The sequence below is a fragment of the Vreelandella xerophytica genome (assembly GCF_968048975.1).
Map to the genome: position 1 here is coordinate 1,020,301 of NZ_OZ309106.1, position 17,305 is coordinate 1,037,605.

Here is a 17,305-nt window from a genome sequence, read left to right on the forward strand (position 1 = left end):
CAGGGCAGAAGGTAACCAAGCGAAAGGAGCCAATATGGCTGACAAGTTTGATGTAATCGTTATCGGTGCCGGCCCCGGTGGCTATGTCGCTGCCATTCGCGCGGCCCAGCTTGGGCTGAAAGTGGCCTGTGTGGAAAAGTGGATTGGCAAGGAAGGCAACGTGGTTCACGGCGGCACCTGCCTGAACGTGGGCTGTATTCCTTCCAAGGCGCTGCTCGAGGCCTCGCACAAGTTTGACGAAGCCAAGCACGAGTTCGACGACCTGGGTATTCAGGCGGGTGACGTCAGCATGGACGTCACCAAGATGATGGCCCGTAAAGACAGAATCGTTAAAAACCTCACCGGCGGTATCTCCGGGCTTTTCAAGGCCAACGGCGTCACCGCGATCGAGGGAACCGGTAAAGTGGTTTCCAACAATCAGGTGGAAGTGACCGACCTGGATAACAACACCACCCAGTATGATGCCGATAATATCGTCATCGCCGCGGGCTCGGTGCCGGTCGAAATTCCGCCCACCCCGCTGACGGAAGACCTGATCGTCGATTCCACCGGCGCGCTTGAATTTTCTGAGGCGCCGAAGCGTCTGGGCGTGATCGGCGCCGGCGTCATCGGTCTGGAATTGGGCAGTGTCTGGAACCGTCTGGGCTCTGAGGTCACCGTGCTCGAGGCGATGGACACCTTCCTGCCCATGGTCGATGGCACCGTGGCCAAGGATACCCAGAAGCTTCTCAAGAAGCAGGGCCTGGACATCAGGCTCGGCGCACGCGTGACAGGGTCCGAGCAGAAGGACAATGAAGTCGTCGTGAAGTACACCGACGGCGAAGGCGAGCAGGAAATCACTTTTGACAAGCTGATCGTGTGTGTGGGCCGTCGTCCTTACACTGAAGGCGTGATTGCCAAGGGTGTGAGCATCGAGCTTGACGAGCGCGGCTTCATCTTCGTGGACGACCAGTGCCGCACCAACGTGCCGGGCATCTACGCCATCGGCGATTGCGTACGGGGCCAGATGCTGGCGCACAAGGCCTCGGAAGAGGGCATCATGGTGGCGGACATCATCGCCGGCCATAAAGCCGAGATGAACTACGACGCCATTCCGTGTGTCATCTACACCTCGCCGGAAGTGGCCTGGGTCGGCATGACCGAACAGGACGCCAAGGCCAAGGGTATCGAAGTCAAGACCGGCACCTTCCCCTTTGCCGCCAGCGGCCGCGCCATGGCGAACAACGCCACGGAAGGTAGTGCCAAGATCATCGCCGATGCCGAGACCGACCGTATCCTGGGCGTACACATCGTGGGTCAGCACGCAGGCGAGCTGATCGCTCAGGGTGTGATTGCCATGGAGTTTGGTTCAAGCGCTGAAGATCTGGCGTTGACCTGCTACGCTCACCCCACCATGTCAGAAGCGGTTCACGAAGCGGCGCTGGCCGTGGAAGGTCACGCCATTCACATGGCGAACCGCAAGAAGCGCAAGTAATTCAGCAACAACCAAGCGCCACCTTTGGGTGGCGCAATCCTTTCGCCCCGGCACGCTTGACCGTCGGGGCGTAAGCACGGGGATGATCAGTGCCCGGCACTGATCATCGTTCGAGTCACATGCAACCAATGGCATGAATCGATGAACCTTCACGAGTATCAAGGCAAACAGCTGTTTGCTGATTATGGTTTGCCGGTGTCCAAGGGCTTCGCCGTGGACACTCCCGAAGAAGCAGTAGAAGCCTGCAAGAAGATCGGCGGCAACATGTGGGTCGTTAAGGCCCAGGTGCACGCAGGCGGCCGTGGTAAAGCAGGCGGTGTCAAGCTGATCAAGGATCCGGCCGAAGCGAAAACCTTCGCCGAGCAGTGGCTGGGCAAGAACCTGGTGACCTACCAGACTGACGAAAAAGGTCAGCCGGTTGCCAAGATCCTGGTTGAGACCTGCACCGATATCGCCGACGAGCTGTATCTGGGTGCCGTGGTCGACCGTACTACCCGTCGCGTGGTCTTCATGGCCTCGACCGAAGGGGGTGTCGAGATCGAGACGGTGGCCGAGCAGACGCCGGAAAAGATCCTGAAAGCCGAAATCGACCCGCTGGTCGGCGCGCAGCCCTACCAGGCACGTGAACTGGCCTTCAAACTGGGCCTTGAAGGCGACCAGATCAAGCAGTTCACCAAGATCTTCCTGGGACTTTCCAAGCTGTTCCACGACAAGGATCTGGCACTTCTGGAAATCAACCCGCTGGTCATCACCGAAGAAGGCAATCTGCATTGCCTCGATGCCAAGCTGGGTCTTGACAGCAACGCGCTGTATCGTCACCCGGACCTGCAGGCCATGCGCGATCCTTCTCAGGAAGATCAGCGTGAAGCCGACGCGGCGAAGTGGGAACTCAACTACGTCGCACTCGATGGCAACATCGGCTGCATGGTCAACGGTGCTGGCCTTGCCATGGGCACCATGGACATTGTCAACCTGTCCGGCGGCAAACCGGCCAACTTCCTTGACGTAGGCGGCGGTGCGACCAAAGAGCGCGTAGCCGAAGCGTTCAAGATCATTTTGTCCGACGACAACGTGAAGGCCGTGCTGGTCAACATCTTCGGTGGCATCGTGCGCTGCGACATGATCGCGGAAGGCATCATCGGCGCCGTTGAACAGGTCGGTGTCAACGTGCCGGTCGTTGTACGTCTTGAAGGTAACAACGCCGAGCTGGGCGCTGAAAAACTGGCGTCCAGCGGTCTGAACATCATCGCTGCCACCAGTCTGACCGACGCGGCTCAGCAGGTTGTCAAAGCAGCGGAGGGCAAGTAATGAGCATCCTGATCGACAAGAACACCAAGGTCATCTGCCAAGGGTTCACCGGTGGCCAGGGCACGTTCCACTCCGAGCAGGCGATCGCCTACGGCACGCAGATGGTCGGCGGTGTCACCCCGGGCAAGGGCGGCCAGACGCATCTGGGCCTTCCGGTCTTCAACACCGTGCTGGAAGCAGTCGAGAAAACCGGTGCCGAAGCCAGCGTGATCTACGTGCCCGCGCCGTTTTGTAAAGACTCGATTCTTGAAGCCGCCAATGCCGGCATCAAGCTGATTGTCTGCATTACCGAAGGCATCGCTACTCTTGACATGCTCGAAGCGAAAGTAAAATGCGACGAGCTGGGCGTTCGCCTGATCGGCCCGAACTGCCCCGGCGTCATCACCCCGGGCGAAAGCAAGATCGGCATCATGCCGGGCCATATCCACCAGCCGGGCCGTGTGGGCATCGTCTCACGTTCGGGCACGCTGACCTATGAAGCCGTGAAGCAGACTACCGATCACGGTTTCGGCCAATCTACCTGTGTGGGCATCGGCGGCGACCCGATTCCGGGTTCCAACTTCATCGACATCCTGGAGATGTTCGAAAAAGACCCGAAAACCGAAGCGATCGTCATGATCGGCGAGATCGGTGGCACGGCAGAAGAAGAAGCCGCGGCCTACATCAAGGATCACGTCTCCAAGCCCGTGGTTTCCTACATTGCCGGTGTCACTGCACCTCCTGGCAAGCGTATGGGCCACGCCGGTGCCATCATCTCCGGTGGTAAAGGCACCGCTGACGAGAAGTTTGCCGCCCTGGAAGACGCCGGCGTCAAGACCGTGCGCTCTCTGGCCGAGATCGGCGACGCGTTGAAAGAAGCCACTGGCTGGTAAGCACAAGCGCTTGCTGCAAGCGTACGTGTCAAAAGAGCACCTTCGGGTGCTCTTTTTTTATGCCTGGCGTCAGGTGTGTCTGACGTCTGAGCGACGCGCTTTCAGCCAGCGCGAGCCCAGAAGAATGAAAAGCGGCGCACCTACCGCCAGGTAGAGGTGATAGGTCACCAGCCGCCATATCAGTACTGCCGCGCCGACCTGCTCGGGTGCCATCAAGGGCAGCAGCATGCCTCCCACGCCAAGTTCTGCCGCCCCTGCGCCGCCGGGTAGAAAGCTTAGCTGGCTGGCCGCCATCGCCAGCATCTGAATGAGAAAGGTCCAGAGCCAGTCTGCCTGTGCCCCGACGCCGAGCACAGCCAGGTAGAGCAGGCTGTAACGCAAGAGCCAGTGCAGCGCGGTAAGAAGCAGGATGCCGGCAAGCACCGGTCGCGGCAGGCGAAGGGTGACCTGCAACGCGTAGCGGCAGCGCAGAAGGCGTCGAACTAGCCAGCGTCTCTTGGCCGCGCTCAGGGGCCATATCGGACGCAGACGTAAAAGCGCAGGCAGATAGCATATTGCCAGTGCGGTACTGACCAGCAGCAGACCCAGACCAACGAGCGCTGCCTGAATCAACCCCTGATGGGGCCACTGGGTATCGCTTGTCAATGTCACGCCTACGGCCACGCCGAGCATCGTCACAAAGAACAGTGAATCGCACCCCTGGTCGATCAGAAACATCGCCGTTCCCTTGGCCGGGGGAACGCCGCGCTGGGCAAGCAGCGCCAGAAGCGTGACAGGCCCGCCGCTGCCGCCTGGCGTGGCGCACAGCGCGAACTTGGCAGCAAGCTCGATACCCAGCGCATTGGCCTGCCCCAGCGTCCCGGCGCGCCCGCCAAGCATCAGGCGAAGCCTCAAGGCGTTGATGTTCCAACAAAGAGCGGCAACGCACAGCATCAACCCCAGAAGGCTTATCGGAAATGCCCGAACATGAAGCAGTGCCTCACGTCCACCGGAAAGCGCCAGCAGTAGAAGCGGGGCGGCCAGAGCGGCGAGTAGCAGTATCCCGTGCAGGGGACGCAAACGATGTCGGGCGTTACAGCGTGTAAGGCTTGGGGAGGGCATCGGCCGGCTCACTTGGGTCAAGCGTCTGGTAGTGCTCAAGCAGGTTGCCGATGACAGCGTCCCAGCTGAACTGGCGCTCCACAAAGTGGCGCGCATAGCGGCCGCTGGCGGCGATATCGTTGCTGAACAGCGCGCTGCAGGCTTCGGCCATGGCGTTTGGGTCCAGCGGTGGGCATAGAATGCCGCCGCCCAGCGGCACGTTTTCGATGAGGGCGCCGGCCCGGGCGCCTATGACCGGCAGGCCGCTGGCCATCGCTTCCTGGGCAATCAGCCCAAACGTTTCCCGGGTGCCGGCATGAAGCAGGGCATCGCTGCTGGCCAGCGCTGTGGCGACTTCGTGTACCCCGCAGCAGCGGCTGATGACGGTCACGTTATCCGGCACACGGGCAGGCATGCCCGGGCCCATCAAAAGCAGGTGGTAGTCAGGCCCCAGGCGTTTCATGGTGGCCAGCAGGACATCGATATTTTTCTCCCGGGAATAGCGCCCGACAAAAATCAGCAGGCGCTTATGGCCGGCGATCCCCAGGCGTTGTCGCAGGCCCGGATCAAGGTGGCGGGGGTGGAACTGCTCAAGATCCACGCCCAGCGGCTGAACGCGTACGTTGTTCACGCCCCACTCATCAAGCCGGTTGGCCATGGCGTGACAGGGGGCAAGCACGCTATCGAAGCGCCGATAAAGATCGGCCACATAGCGAATCAGGCGGTTGCGTACATGACGTCCGAAGCGGTCACCCATCAGGTGGGGCAGGTCCGAGTGATAGAACCCGACTACCGGCACCCCCAGCTGCTGGCCGGCGTCGAGCGCGGCCCAGGCGGTGACGTAAGGATCACCCGCCTCGATAAGCGTGGGTGACAGGCTGACTAGAGCATCGCGCCAGGGCGCGCCGCGCAAAGGAAAACGGTAACCCTGGCCCAAGGGTAGACGTAGCGCCGGTAGCGTATGGTGCTCACCGAGACTGTCGCGCTCGGCGCCGGGGACGAGCAGGCTGGTTCGTACGCGGGCCTTGCGCAGAACGCGATGCTTGGCCTGAAGGTAGGTGCGCACGCCGCCGCTGGCCGGGGCGTGAAACATGGTGATATCGGCAATATGCAAGGTCATCTCCGTGCCACGCAAGTGTCATCGGATCACCATAGACAAGAAATAAGTCAGTTATACGACAATGCGGAGTTTGCGCCTGATGCTGGGTGAGACCTTGAACACATGTCACCTGCTTGATAGGTAATGAGTGTGGTAACGCGCCCTGGATGAAAGTAAATACCTTGCTTACTGGTCAATAGTGTCTAATATAACATCCATATGGATGGTTTATGGATGTTATATGGATTCCGTTCGGTTCAGGAATGCGAATTTTCGAAATGCCTCGGTCGCCCTTTCCATTCACCCACCAGGAGTCCCCATGAGCGTACATGAACTGCGCCGCAAGCCAGGCGATACCAATGAGAAAATCACGATCAACCTCGGCGTCGTTGACCTGGGCCAGATCGATCTGCTGGTTCAGGAAGGCTTTTACTCCAACCGGACCGATCTGATTCGCACGGCCATACGCAATCAACTGGCAAGCCATGCCGAAGTGGTCAAGGAAACCGTATCGCGAAAGGCATTCGTGCTGGGGCTTGAACGTTACAGCCGTTTGGATCTTGAAGCGTTGCAGGCGGCAGGCGAAACCCTGCAGATCCAGGTGCTGGGGATGGCCACGATCGACGACGATGTAACACCTGAGCTGGCCGCCGCGACGATCGAATCCGTCGTGGTACTCGGCGCCCTTCATGCAAGCAAGGCGGTCAAGGCCGCCCTGGCAGGCCGCATCCACTGATGTACTGACGAGGGCATTGATAATGATCGACGCCACCCAGATTCAAAGAATGCAAGAAGCGACGCGGCTTACCCGCGCCGGAAAGCTGACTGAAGCCATGCAGATGTTGCAGGGCCAGGACTCGGCGCCCGAGCATCACGACACGCCGACGCCTGCCCAGCAGGGCAATGTGTTCGAGAGTACCTGCGAGACGGTCGGTGAGAAGACGTTTTCGGCGTTCACATCGGACTCGCCAGGGGCGGGGCACAAGCGCCAGGGCTTTCGCTTTCGCGATCAGTGGGCGGGCTTTCAAACGGCCGCGCGGGCGCAGCCGACCACGGCAGAGAACGAGACACCCAGCCCCGGGGCCTTCACCGCGGGTAGCTTCAGCAACCGCGCCGGTACTCGTAACTATAAGCTCTATATGCCCAGCGGCTACCACGGCCAGGCGTTGCCCCTGGTCGTCATGCTCCACGGCTGTACCCAGCACCCGGATGATTTCGCCGCCGGCACCCAAATGAACGCGCTGGCCGAGGCGCAAACCTTCTGCGTGCTCTACCCGGCCCAGCCGCAAAGCGCCAACACCTCGAAATGCTGGAACTGGTTCAAGGCAAGCGACCAGCAGCGCGAAGGTGGTGAGCCCGAAATCCTGGCGGGCCTGACGCGCCAGGTGCTGCAAACCCACGGTCTCGATGCCACGCGAGTGTATGTGGCCGGGCTCTCGGCGGGTGGCGCCATGGCGACAACGCTTGCAATGACCTACCCGGATCTTTTCGCCGCCGTCGGCGTGCATTCCGGGCTGCCCCACGGCGTGGCCAAGAGCCTGCCTGATGCGCTGGCCGCCATGCAGGGTGGCAAGTCGATACCGAACGGTGCGCAGGATGGCCTTGCCTCGCGGGTGCCGGCCATCATCTTTCATGGCGACCGCGACACCACCGTACACTTGAACAACGCCGAGCGCGTGGCGGCGCAGTACGTGGCAGTGAAAGGCGGGCGCGGCGCCGCACAACCCGGCCAAGTTACCGGCGGCCACCGCTACACGCGCACGGTTTATCGCGATGACCAGGGAGCGGCGCGCCTGGAGCAGTGGCGTATCCACGGCGCCGGCCACGCCTGGGCGGGCGGCAGCACGCAGGGTAGCTATACCGACCCCAAAGGGCCCGACGCCTCCCAGGAGATGCTGCGCTTTTTCTGGCAGCATCGTTTGGAAAGGGCGTGAAGGGTAAAGCGTGAGGGGGTAAGCAGTACCCGGGGGTTGGTGTATAAAAAAGCCGCGGCGTCTTTAGACACCGCGGCTTTGTTCAAGAACCGATGCTGTCTTACTCGGCGGGTTTGGCCACCAGCGAGCGGGTCTCTTCGCGGGCTTCCACCAGTGCCACGCGTAGCGCGTCTCCCAGCTTGTAACGCTCTTCGCCTTCGATCTGGATACGCCCCTCCTTGTCGTCGATGACCACCTTGTCGCGGTCGCTGTGCATCAAGGGGGCGGGCACGAACGCCGTGGCGCCGTTGGCTGTCAGGCGTACCCGCATGCCGCCGCGATTGATGGCCATGATTTCGGCATCGAACGACTCCTGGTTCTGGGCGGCCGGGGTCAGGTAGCGTACGTAGAGCCAGTCTTTCACGTCGCGCTCGGCCATGCGGTTCAGGCGGCGGCGTTCGGTGAGCTGTTCAGTGAGCGCCTGGCTTGCTTCCGCCGGGGCCTGCTCGCCCTTGAGCACGCGCTTGATCAAGCGGTGGTTGACCATGTCGCCGTACTTGCGAATCGGCGAGGTCCAGGTGGCGTAGGCGGCCAGCCCCAGGCCAAAGTGCGGGCCGGGCTGGGCGGACATGCTGGTAAAACCCTGGAAGCGGCGCAGACGAGCGTCGAGCCAGGCATCGTCACGGCTCTCGAGCGCGCGCTTGAGCTCCTTGTAGTGGCTGAGCTCGGTGAGAGCCTGAAGCTCCACCTGAACGTCCTGACCGGCCAGGAACTCCTGAGCGGCTTCGGCTTTCTCCGGTTCGAATGCGCGGTGAACGTTGAAGATGCCGTGGCCGGTGTGGGTGGCGAGAAAATCCGCGCAGCAGGCGTTGGCGGCAATCATCGACTCTTCGATCATGCGGTTGGCGATGCGGCGCTCTTCGGTGTTGATCGCCAGCACGTTACCCACTTCGTCGAGTTCGAACACGTAGTCCGGACGATCCTTGAAGACCAGCGCATGCTCGTTGCGCCAGGCGGTGCGCGCCTCGGTCAGCGCCTGAAGAGCCTTGAGCTGCTCGGCGATGTTGTCTGCCGGTGCCCAGTCGCCTTCACCGTCGATCCAGTCGGAAACCCGGTCGTAGGCGAGCTTGGCGTGGGACTGCACGTTGGCGGCGAAGAAGCGGTAGTCGCCCAGGCTGCCGTCGGCGTGGATGGTCAGTGTGCAGGCCAGTGCTGGGCGGGACTTGCCTTCCCACAGCGAGCATAGATCGTCCGCCAGCTGCTCGGGCAGCATGGTCACGTTCTGGCCCGGCAGGTAGACGGTAAACGCACGTACGCGCGCTTCCAGGTCCGCCGCGTGCGCTTCGTCGACATAGGCGGTGGGGTCGGCGATCGCCACGCAGAGATCCCAGCCGCCGTCTTCGCGAGTGGTGACGCGAAGGGCGTCGTCCATGTCGCGGGTCTTTTCGCTGTCGATGGTAAAGAAGGGCTCGGCGGTGAGATCTTCACGGGTCAGGCCTTCATCGCGTAGCGGCCAGTCGCTGCCGGCTTCAGGGCTTGCCTGCTCCAGGGCGTGACGGGCAAGCGTGACGCGCCAGGGCACGGCCGGGTTGTCGGCCTTGGCCACCAGCTCGTCGATCTGGGCAAAAAAGCCGCGGTCGTTCTCTTTCAGCGGGTGGCGCACCAGGCGGGCCACGACCCAGTCGCCGTCACTGATGCTCGATTCGTCCAGGCTATTCTTGATGCGCGATTTGATGACGTTGCGAATCGAGGGGTGGTCCGGTACCACCGCCAGACGGTCTTCGCGCTTTTGCACGCGCGCCACGAAGCGGTCGAGCCCGGCTTCGATCAGTTTTTCCGGCTCGACGGACTTCTTGTCGCCGTTTTCATGGATCACCGCTTCGACGCGATCACCGTGAATGACCTGCTTCATGGCGGGCGGCGGTACGAAATAGGAGTCGCCACCATCGGTTTCCAGAAAGCCGAAGCCTTTTTCGGTGGCCTTGATCACCCCTTCGGCGCGGGGCGTGGTGTCACGAATCTGTTGCTTGAGCTGGGCAAGCACGGAGTTATTTTGCAGCATGAGTTCAATCAGTTGGCGAGGGTAGCCTGCCACTATACGGATTCCCGCCCACCGCGCCAATTACCCGGCCCGGCGAAGTGATGCCGTATTCACAAGGTCAATGACTTAGCCGCGCTTTAATTAATCGGTTAAGCTGACACGCTGATCAAAACCACCCATTTGGAACGCGATGTATACGGACAAGGAGCGTGCGATGGCCCCTCGATTGATTGTTTCCGACCTGGATGGAACGCTTCTAGGAAGCGATCACACGCTGCATGACAGTACCATCGAGGTGCTGCGCGCACTCAACGAGCAGGGCCACCACCTGGCGCTGGCCTCGGGCCGCCACTACCTGGATATGCGGGTGTTTCGCGATGAGCTTGGGGTACCCGTGCACCTGATCAGCAGCAACGGTGCCTACACCCACGACTGTGAGGATAACCTGCTCGATGCCAATCACGTCGCACCCGACAAGGCCCGTGCCCTGATCGATCTGCCGCGCCCGGCCAATGTGCGCCTGAGCCTTTATCTGGATGATGCCTGGTATATCGATTCAGAATCCCCGAGCCATTTGTCCATGCACGCCGCCACGGGGTTTGTGTACCAGGTAGTGCCACCGCGGGACATGCCGTGTGAAGGCATTGGCAAGGTGCTTTACGGCGGGGCACCGGAGGCGCTTGCCCAGATCGAAAGGCAGGTGCTTGATATCAGTGACGACGCGCTGCACGTCACCTATTCGACCAGTGACTCGTTGGAAATCATGGCCGGCAACGTCAACAAGGGGGTCGCCCTCAAAGCGCTGTTGCAGCGTCTTGATATCGACGCCGAGCACTGCCTGGCCTTTGGCGATAACCTGAACGATATCGAAATGTTGCGACTGGCCGGCGAGGCGCACTTCATGGTCAACGCCCACCCGGAAATGGCAAGCCGGCTAGGCCGTGGCCGACAAATCGGTCACCACGGCGAGGCGGGTGTGGCCGAGCTTCTGCGCGAGCGTTTCGGTCTCTGAGTGTTTTGCCCAGGCGCTAGGGCCTTGGGCGGGCGGTCGGGGCGGGTTCCTTGTCCAGGCGGTTGATCTGGCGCCAGAGATCCTGACGTAGATCGGCGAGCCTGGGCTGCTCTTGCACCGTGAAGGCCAGCGGTCGACAAAGACGCTGGGCGCGCAGCCCCAGACGAGCGCTGAGCAGGCCGGTGGCCAGCCCCTGGCCTGCCCGGGCCGAAAGTCGGCCGGTCAAGTCCAGCGAGAGCATGTCCATGCTGACATCGGTGGCCAGCTCGCTGGCGCCGGCAAAGGCCATATTGTGCAGCACATTGCGAAAAAGGCGCAGGCGGCTGGCGTAGCCAAGTTCCAGCCCGTATAGCCGGCAAAGCCGGTCGACCATGGCCAGGCTTCGCCAGGCGACCAGCGCCATATCCACCAGGGTCAGCGGGCTGATCGCCACCATCAGAGCCGTCTCGCCGGACATCCGCGTGACCAGTCGTTTTGCCTTGCGATCCCGCGGGGCCAGCAGGTGATGGCATAGAAGCGTCTGGACCTCTTCGCCGCTGTGGTGCGGCTGGCACGCTCTTGTGAACGCCTGCCAGTCAGGGTCATCGTCGCTGAGTTTCAGCTGGTGCCTGAGCTTTTCGGCAAGCGCCTGCGCCTTTTCAAAAGAGCAGTGGGGCAGCGTTGCAAGTTCCAGGCGCAACTGGTCGTGACGCTTGAGCCGGCGCAGACGGCCAAGTTCCTTGAGCAGCGAGACGGCTCCCAGGGTAATCAGGCCCAGGCCGAAAGCCTGCCACGCCACGTTGAGCCAGGCCGAGCCTGCAATGGCCTGAGGGATGCCGATGGCGAACTCTGCCGCGCCGAGCCCTGCAAACCCTACTAAAGCGAACATCAGCCCCCAGCGCCGCTTGCGCGGGGCGCCCAGGTTGGCTTCGGGCAGAGCGCGTTCCTCGGCCTCGGCCAGCGGCGAGTCGGGCATGTCGGTATCGAAACGCTCGCGCACCCGGAGGGTTTCATCTCTTGGGGAGGTGGTGTCGTCAAGCTCGAAATGGCGGCGCGGCTGTGGGGAAGTCATTGCAGTTTGTCTCCAATCAGCCAGTCCAGCGCGGCGTCCATCCGAATATGATCCAGTGCATCGCTTTCGCGATTCAACGGGCGAAAACTTGGGTAGTCGAACCCCTGATGTTGCCAGAACTCGACCGTGGGCAGGCGGCTGGGCACATCGCCGGGGTAGAGCAGTACGTCCTCGCCCTCGAGCGTGGTGCCGCGAAGGGCGGGGGTGCGCTTGCCGTTTTCCTGTACTTCGCGGGCCTGCGTGGCGCGAATGGCTGCGAGCGAAAACGCCTTTACCGGCACGTTGGCGTAGCGCAGATCCTTCAAGGGTTCGGCCAAGAGGCTTTCAAGCAGTGTGACCACGTTGACGTGCTGGTCGGGGGTAACGTGGTCGGCCTTGGTGGCGGCAATCGCCAGCCGGTCGATCCTCGGTGCGAACATTCGCGTGAGCAGGCTGCGTTTGCCGTAGTTGAAGCTTTGCATGAGCTGGCTCAGAGCGCTGGAAAGATCCTCGAAACGCTCGGGACCGGCGTTGAGCGCGCCCAGTACGTCCACCAGCACGATCTGGCGGTCGAAGCGGCGGAAATGGTCGCGGTAGAAAGGGCGTACTACCTGCTGCTGGTAGTAGCGAAAGCGTGCCGCAAGCGTCGCGTAAAGGCTCTCCTTGGGCAGTGCCTCCAGGGCTTCTCGGGAAAGGGCGAGATCCGGCAGTGGGAAGAACTGCAGTACCGGGGCATCTTCAAGCTCGCCGGGCAGCAAGAACCTGCCTGGCTGCAGATCCGAAAAGCCGGCTTGCTTGGCGCGCTTCAACCCCTCGGCGTAGGCGCTTGAAAGATTTGCCAGGGTTGTCTCGTCCACTTCGGCGGCCGGGTCGAGGCGTTTCACCGCCTCCAGCCACTCGCTGAACAGCGCCTGGCGGTGCGGGCCTTGATGGAGGGACTGCGCCTGACTCCAGCTATGAAAGTCGTGCTGGAGAAGGGGCAAGTCGAGAAGCCATTCCCCAGGGTAGTCAAAAAGATCGAGCGTCAGGTGCGCCGTTTCGGGGGTGAACCAGCCGGTTTGTGCAGGCCGGTAGCGAAGCTCCAGGCGAAGCTCGCTAATGCCCCGGGTGGGGGCGGGCCAACGCGGCGGGGTATCATCCAGCGCGGCCATCCCCGGGTCGTAAGGAAAACGCGGCACGCCCAGATCCGGCTGATTGAGCCGCTTGGCGCCCAGCAGGCGCCCGTCGCGGGCAGCGGGTAGCAAGTCGAGCCTGGCATCCAGCCCCGCGTGGCGTAACTGATTCACCAGCGAGGTCAAAAACGCTGTCTTGCCCGCCTGGGAAAGCCCGGTCACGGCAAGCCTCAGCTGTCGGTCGCGGCCGCGTTCGAGTAGATTGTTGAACTCCCGACTTAACGGCTGGGGCATTCTGGCAATTCCTTGGGCAAGGGGGCGGCGGTGGCGCTATCCAGCATAGCAAAGCGTTTATCAGTCAGCGATCAACCCACGCTTAGCGTGGTGCCTAGAAGGTGCTGAGCGCCGGGCACCAGCCATACCGGATCCAGACGGGTGTTGGCGGCCTCGATGCATATGAAATGGTAGGCAGCTTCTTTTGGAATATCCGTGGGAAGCACATGGTCTGGGTGCCACACCACGGTGGAGTCGCTTGATTGCTTCGCCACGCGCAAGGTGCGTTCGCCGTCATCGAGGGTTACCGCCTCGTTGGTATGGTAGATGCGATCCACCTGACCCTGGACGGTGAGGGTGCCTTGCTGCTCGCTCTCGGCGAAGTCCTTCAGCTTGTCCAGATAGCGCGCCCCGGCCAACCCTTCCAGCCGACACTGATGGGTATGTGCCACGCTGAGATAGCTGTGGAGTGCGGCGCTGATCTTCACCGGCGTTTCGCCGATGTTTTCGCTGATCAGCTCCACGTTTAGACGCTGGGCATTGGCCTGGACGACCGCGCGCGCGGTAAGCTGACTGTGCAGGCGCTCGGTCGGACAGAGATGTACCTCGATGCCTTCGGCGTGCTCGTCGACAGCCTCCAGGCGCCACATGGCCTGGCGTGCCAGGCCGTGAAAGGGCCCGTCGCGCTCGGGGGACTCATCGGCGTAGCGCTCGTCGGCAAACCAGGGCCAGCAAAGCGGTATGCCACCGCGGATGAGGCCAGGAAGGGGTTGAGGGTCGGGAGTGACCCATAGCCACGGTGAAGCACCCCTGGGTTTGAAGTGGAGTACCTGGCCACCTTGGAGGCTGATGACCATTTCTCCCCACGCCATGTTGAAGATCACCACCTCTCTGTCCTGCCAGGTGGTCTGAACCTGACCATCCACATCAAGGACGAGCGCGTCAAGGGAGTCGGGAATCATGGTGTTTCCTCAAATAAGGCATATAGTAACAGTGTGCCCGGTTTGTAAACCAGGTGGACATAAATTGGGCAAGACCGTCGCCCTGTGTGCTATGTTAGGACAGGCGCGCAAGGTAGGTAAAACCTTCGCATAAGTGAAAACCAAGGAGGAATTATGGGCTTTTTAGCATGGCTTATTATCGGTGGCTTGGCTGGCTGGATCGCTGGCAACATTATGCGTGGCGGCGGCTTTGGTATTATCGCCAATATCGGCGTGGGCATCGTGGGTGCGGTGATTGGCGGTTTTCTGTTCAGCCTGCTGGGTCTGTCCGCTGGGGGCTTCATCGGCTCGCTGGTCACGGCAACCGTGGGTGCAGTAGTGCTTCTGTGGGTGATCAGCAAGGTGCGGCGCGCCTAGTGCAGGGCTTTTCGCCCGCTTGTCATAACGATATTTAAAACAGCATCGGCTGATTTTCAAGACACCGTCGCAGGTTACTACCTGCGGCGGTGTTTTTGGTTAATTGCCTCGTCTTGCTATCGGTCTTGCGAGGAGTTTCCGTTACACTAGGGCGCTTTGTTCTGGCGCGTTGCCGAGTGTCGTTTTCGAGGTGTCTTTTGGCCGATGCATTAACTGCCTGGTGGGCCCAACAGCTGCTGCTGTGCGATGGGGCATTTACATCGCATCCTTTGGCGATGGAGTGTGCAAAAGCTGAAACGCGGCTGCAGGCGTTGGATATTACCCATCGGGGGGAGCTGGTTGAAAAGTTCCTGCACGGGCTGGGCGCGACCAGCGCCAACCCCCATCATCTTCTGGGCGCGCTCGAGTGGACGGCGCTGGCAGGAGCCGCCGGCTGGATCACCGTCGAACAGGCCACTGCCTGGGCACATCATGTCATGCACCGTGTGGCTTGCGAGTATCACGACTTGCGAAGCTGGCTTTTCGATCTTCGCCGAGTGGTGAGCGAAAGTGCGTCAGCGGAAGGCCATGAACATTTTCACGAAGCGTGCCAGACGCTTACCCGCTATGAGAGTGAGGCAAGCGGTATCACCTGGGCGCAGTTTGAAAAAGCGCTGATGGCGGCGCCCGACCCGGGCCCGATCTGGCCCCAGGCGCCGGGTGCCCAGCCTTGGCGGCTTGGCGCGCTGTTTCGCCCGGTCATGTTTCATCCGGCCGCCCCCGGCGACTGGCCGGATGCGCGCCAGTGGCTCTTGCGTATCTGGCAGGTGGGCGATCGCGAGCAGCTTTTAGGCGTCATCCTGTGGCTCAGCGCCCAGGGCGACCGCCAGCGCTGGGATATCGAAGCCCGTGAGCTTGTCGGCATGGATCACGCCCAGCGCCTTGAATGGCAACGTGGCGCGGGGGACGAGTTTGCCTATGCGCCGGTATTGACACACTTCGTTGGCGACAATGAGCCGCTTGAGTGGGCGGCCTGGGACTGGCTTCGCATGGTGGAGCTTGCCTGGGCGGGCGTCTGCACCGGCTTTTTAAGCCAACAGGAAGCGGACGACATTGCCGCTCACAGCGCCGATCTGATCACGGTACGCTACGCCGATTGGCCTTCGCTTCTAAACGCTTACCGGCGGGGTCAGAGCCTGTTTGAGGGTATCGACCGGCGCGACATGACACCCAGTGCGCACCACACCCTGTTGCTCGAAGCGTCCTGCAGCCCTTGGCGCCGCGGGCTTGATGGGTTGCTGGATCAAACCACGCGTGAGGCGTCACGGGCGCGAATCAAGGCCTGGCGAGCTACCAGTCACCACTGGCTGCTGGCGCTTGCCTGCGTACGCGAGCCCGATGCCATGCTGCGCCAGCTCGATCCTGGCGCCTTCATGGGGGAAAAGCGCCGCGCCGACGCCGCGCTCTATCTGCAGGATACGCTGGGGCTTCATGCCGATGAAGGCGCCGAGGCGCTTGCCCGCTACTGGCTTCCCGCCCAGGCCCACCATTTGAACCAGCTGGCCGCCGATGCCGTCCACGGGGTGATGCCCCCCGCGCAGACACCGTTTGGTCAGCTAAGCGCGGATGAAGCTCGCCAGCGCCAAAGCATCAAGGGGGTGAGTCGCCACGCGGCCACCATCCACATGGCGGAGAAATTTGCCTTCTACCTGCATATGGCCTTTGACAGCCACCTGTTCGAGCAGACGCCGCTGCTCGATTACGCCGGCGCTTTAAAAAGCTGCCTGTGCCGCTTCTACACCTCGCCCAAGCGTCTGCTGGAGGCGTGGTTTGCCTGGGAAAGCTGCCTGCCGGAACCCGAACACGATTCATTGATCGGCGAGATCGCCTGGCATCTTGAAGATCCCGGCAGTCTCTTTTATTGGCTGGACTGGCAACCGGGAACCTGGTGCGAGCCGGGGGAGCGGCCCAGTATCAGCCACTTTACCGCCATGGCGCTGGTCGGCCCCCTCAACAGCGCAGTATGGAGCGAACCCCAGCCCGAGAGCGAGCGCGAGCGGGCAACGATTCGCGACTGGGTGGAGAGCCACTACCACTTGAGTAGCGCCGCCGACATGCAGGACTTTTTGAGCTTCATGTTCGAGGCGGGTGATCGTCAGGAGTATCAGATCAATTACGCCCCCTATACCCTCAACCCCGAGCGGCTGGAAAGCGAGATCGCCATTCTGGAGTCGGGGGACTGCGCGGAAGAGGAGCGCCATCACCTGCTCCGGCTGCGCCGGGTGCGCGCCAACGAAGATGGCTGCAACGACATGGATATGGCTGCCTGGGATATTGCCCAACTGGTGGATCTGGCCATTGCTGGACGTCAGCTCGGCTGGCTGGAGCCCGAGGCGTTTACCCAGGCGCTCGACCGCGCCTACCAGCTCGCCGATGAGCATTACGCCGGCTGGCAGGAGTATGCGGCGGGCATGTACGCGGGGTTCTCCTTCTTCATGGGCGAAACGCCCGAGCGCGAAGAGTTTCTGGCCGGTTTCCGTCAAGCCCTGGTCGCCTGGGTATGCGGGGCGCCGATTCTGGCAGGCCCCTGGGCGAGCCTTGATTTTCCGGGCACCAAACCGCGTCATTTCGCCCCGCTGCATATCGATACCCTGCCTGGGGATCAACGCATACTGCATTGAGGCTCGCCAAAGGCAGTGTAATTAGCTTATAGTCCTTCGCTAGAAAAAAAGTGCTTGGCTTTCGATCAATAAC

Annotated in this window: 14 protein-coding genes; 8 read left to right on the forward strand and 6 right to left on the reverse strand. The window is 61.7% G+C overall.

Annotated features, from left to right (window positions below; translation table 11 throughout):
* Positions 1 to 34 precede the first annotated feature (34 nt).
* The 3 genes from lpdA (at position 35) to sucD (ending at position 3,654) form a co-directional block, all read left to right on the forward strand.
* On the forward strand, positions 35 to 1,474 hold the full coding sequence (gene lpdA, locus ACWF8S_RS04880) for a dihydrolipoyl dehydrogenase (RefSeq protein ID WP_447555723.1): 1,440 nt from the start codon (positions 35 to 37) through the stop codon (positions 1,472 to 1,474).
* Between the two features lie 141 nt (positions 1,475 to 1,615).
* A complete protein-coding gene (gene sucC / locus ACWF8S_RS04885) occupies positions 1,616 to 2,782 on the forward strand; it encodes an ADP-forming succinate--CoA ligase subunit beta (protein ID WP_447555725.1) in 1,167 nt (388 codons plus the stop codon).
* Entirely contained in the window at positions 2,782 to 3,654 is an 873-nt protein-coding gene (gene sucD, locus ACWF8S_RS04890; protein ID WP_447555726.1) for a succinate--CoA ligase subunit alpha, read from the forward strand. The genes sucC and sucD overlap by 1 nt, the downstream gene beginning before the upstream one ends.
* 69 nt (positions 3,655 to 3,723) lie before the next feature.
* On the opposite strand, the gene ACWF8S_RS04895 is transcribed toward sucD, so the two are convergent.
* Together ACWF8S_RS04895 and ACWF8S_RS04900 are read right to left on the reverse strand one after the other, a co-directional pair.
* Entirely contained in the window at positions 3,724 to 4,755 is a 1,032-nt protein-coding gene (locus ACWF8S_RS04895) for a lysylphosphatidylglycerol synthase transmembrane domain-containing protein (protein ID WP_447555727.1), read from the reverse strand.
* Positions 4,727 to 5,848, reverse strand: a complete 1,122-nt coding sequence (locus ACWF8S_RS04900; protein ID WP_447555728.1) for a glycosyltransferase family 4 protein — start codon at positions 5,846 to 5,848, stop codon at positions 4,727 to 4,729. The genes ACWF8S_RS04895 and ACWF8S_RS04900 overlap by 29 nt, the downstream gene beginning before the upstream one ends.
* A 304-nt stretch (positions 5,849 to 6,152) precedes the next feature.
* On the opposite strand from ACWF8S_RS04900, the gene ACWF8S_RS04905 reads away from it, so the two are divergent.
* Together ACWF8S_RS04905 and ACWF8S_RS04910 are read left to right on the forward strand one after the other, a co-directional pair.
* Positions 6,153 to 6,569, forward strand: a complete 417-nt coding sequence (locus ACWF8S_RS04905) for a CopG family transcriptional regulator (RefSeq protein ID WP_447555729.1) — start codon at positions 6,153 to 6,155, stop codon at positions 6,567 to 6,569.
* Positions 6,570 to 6,591: 22 nt separating this feature from the next.
* Positions 6,592 to 7,767 (forward strand): extracellular catalytic domain type 1 short-chain-length polyhydroxyalkanoate depolymerase, encoded by a 1,176-nt coding sequence (locus ACWF8S_RS04910; RefSeq protein WP_447555730.1) that lies wholly within the window; start codon positions 6,592 to 6,594, stop codon positions 7,765 to 7,767.
* Positions 7,768 to 7,867: 100 nt separating this feature from the next.
* Here ACWF8S_RS04910 and ACWF8S_RS04915 read toward each other — a convergent pair whose 3' ends face one another.
* Positions 7,868 to 9,808, reverse strand: coding sequence for an exoribonuclease II (locus tag ACWF8S_RS04915; RefSeq protein WP_447556546.1), 1,941 nt, complete (start codon positions 9,806 to 9,808; stop codon positions 7,868 to 7,870).
* A 193-nt stretch (positions 9,809 to 10,001) separates the two neighbouring features.
* Between ACWF8S_RS04915 and ACWF8S_RS04920 the strand changes: the two genes are divergently transcribed.
* Complete coding sequence (locus ACWF8S_RS04920) at positions 10,002 to 10,799, forward strand: HAD family hydrolase (RefSeq protein WP_447555731.1); 798 nt, start codon at positions 10,002 to 10,004, stop codon at positions 10,797 to 10,799.
* A gap of 16 nt (positions 10,800 to 10,815) precedes the next feature.
* On the opposite strand, the gene ACWF8S_RS04925 is transcribed toward ACWF8S_RS04920, so the two are convergent.
* The 3 genes from ACWF8S_RS04925 to ACWF8S_RS04935 form a co-directional block, all read right to left on the reverse strand.
* Positions 10,816 to 11,850: a YcjF family protein gene (locus ACWF8S_RS04925; protein ID WP_447555732.1), complete on the reverse strand. Its 1,035-nt coding sequence runs from the start codon at positions 11,848 to 11,850 to the stop codon at positions 10,816 to 10,818.
* Complete coding sequence (locus ACWF8S_RS04930; protein WP_447555733.1) at positions 11,847 to 13,235, reverse strand: YcjX family protein; 1,389 nt, start codon at positions 13,233 to 13,235, stop codon at positions 11,847 to 11,849. The genes ACWF8S_RS04925 and ACWF8S_RS04930 overlap by 4 nt, the downstream gene beginning before the upstream one ends.
* Positions 13,236 to 13,306: 71 nt before the next feature.
* The gene (locus tag ACWF8S_RS04935; protein WP_447555734.1) at positions 13,307 to 14,176 is read right to left on the reverse strand and encodes a D-hexose-6-phosphate mutarotase; all 870 of its coding nucleotides are present in this window, start codon (positions 14,174 to 14,176) and stop codon (positions 13,307 to 13,309) included.
* A gap of 153 nt (positions 14,177 to 14,329) precedes the next feature.
* Between ACWF8S_RS04935 and ACWF8S_RS04940 the strand changes: the two genes are divergently transcribed.
* On the forward strand, positions 14,330 to 14,572 hold the full coding sequence (locus ACWF8S_RS04940) for a GlsB/YeaQ/YmgE family stress response membrane protein (protein ID WP_447555735.1): 243 nt from the start codon (positions 14,330 to 14,332) through the stop codon (positions 14,570 to 14,572).
* A 197-nt stretch (positions 14,573 to 14,769) separates the two neighbouring features.
* On the forward strand, positions 14,770 to 17,232 hold the full coding sequence (locus tag ACWF8S_RS04945) for a DUF1266 domain-containing protein (protein ID WP_447555736.1): 2,463 nt from the start codon (positions 14,770 to 14,772) through the stop codon (positions 17,230 to 17,232).
* Positions 17,233 to 17,305: the final 73 nt, after the last annotated feature.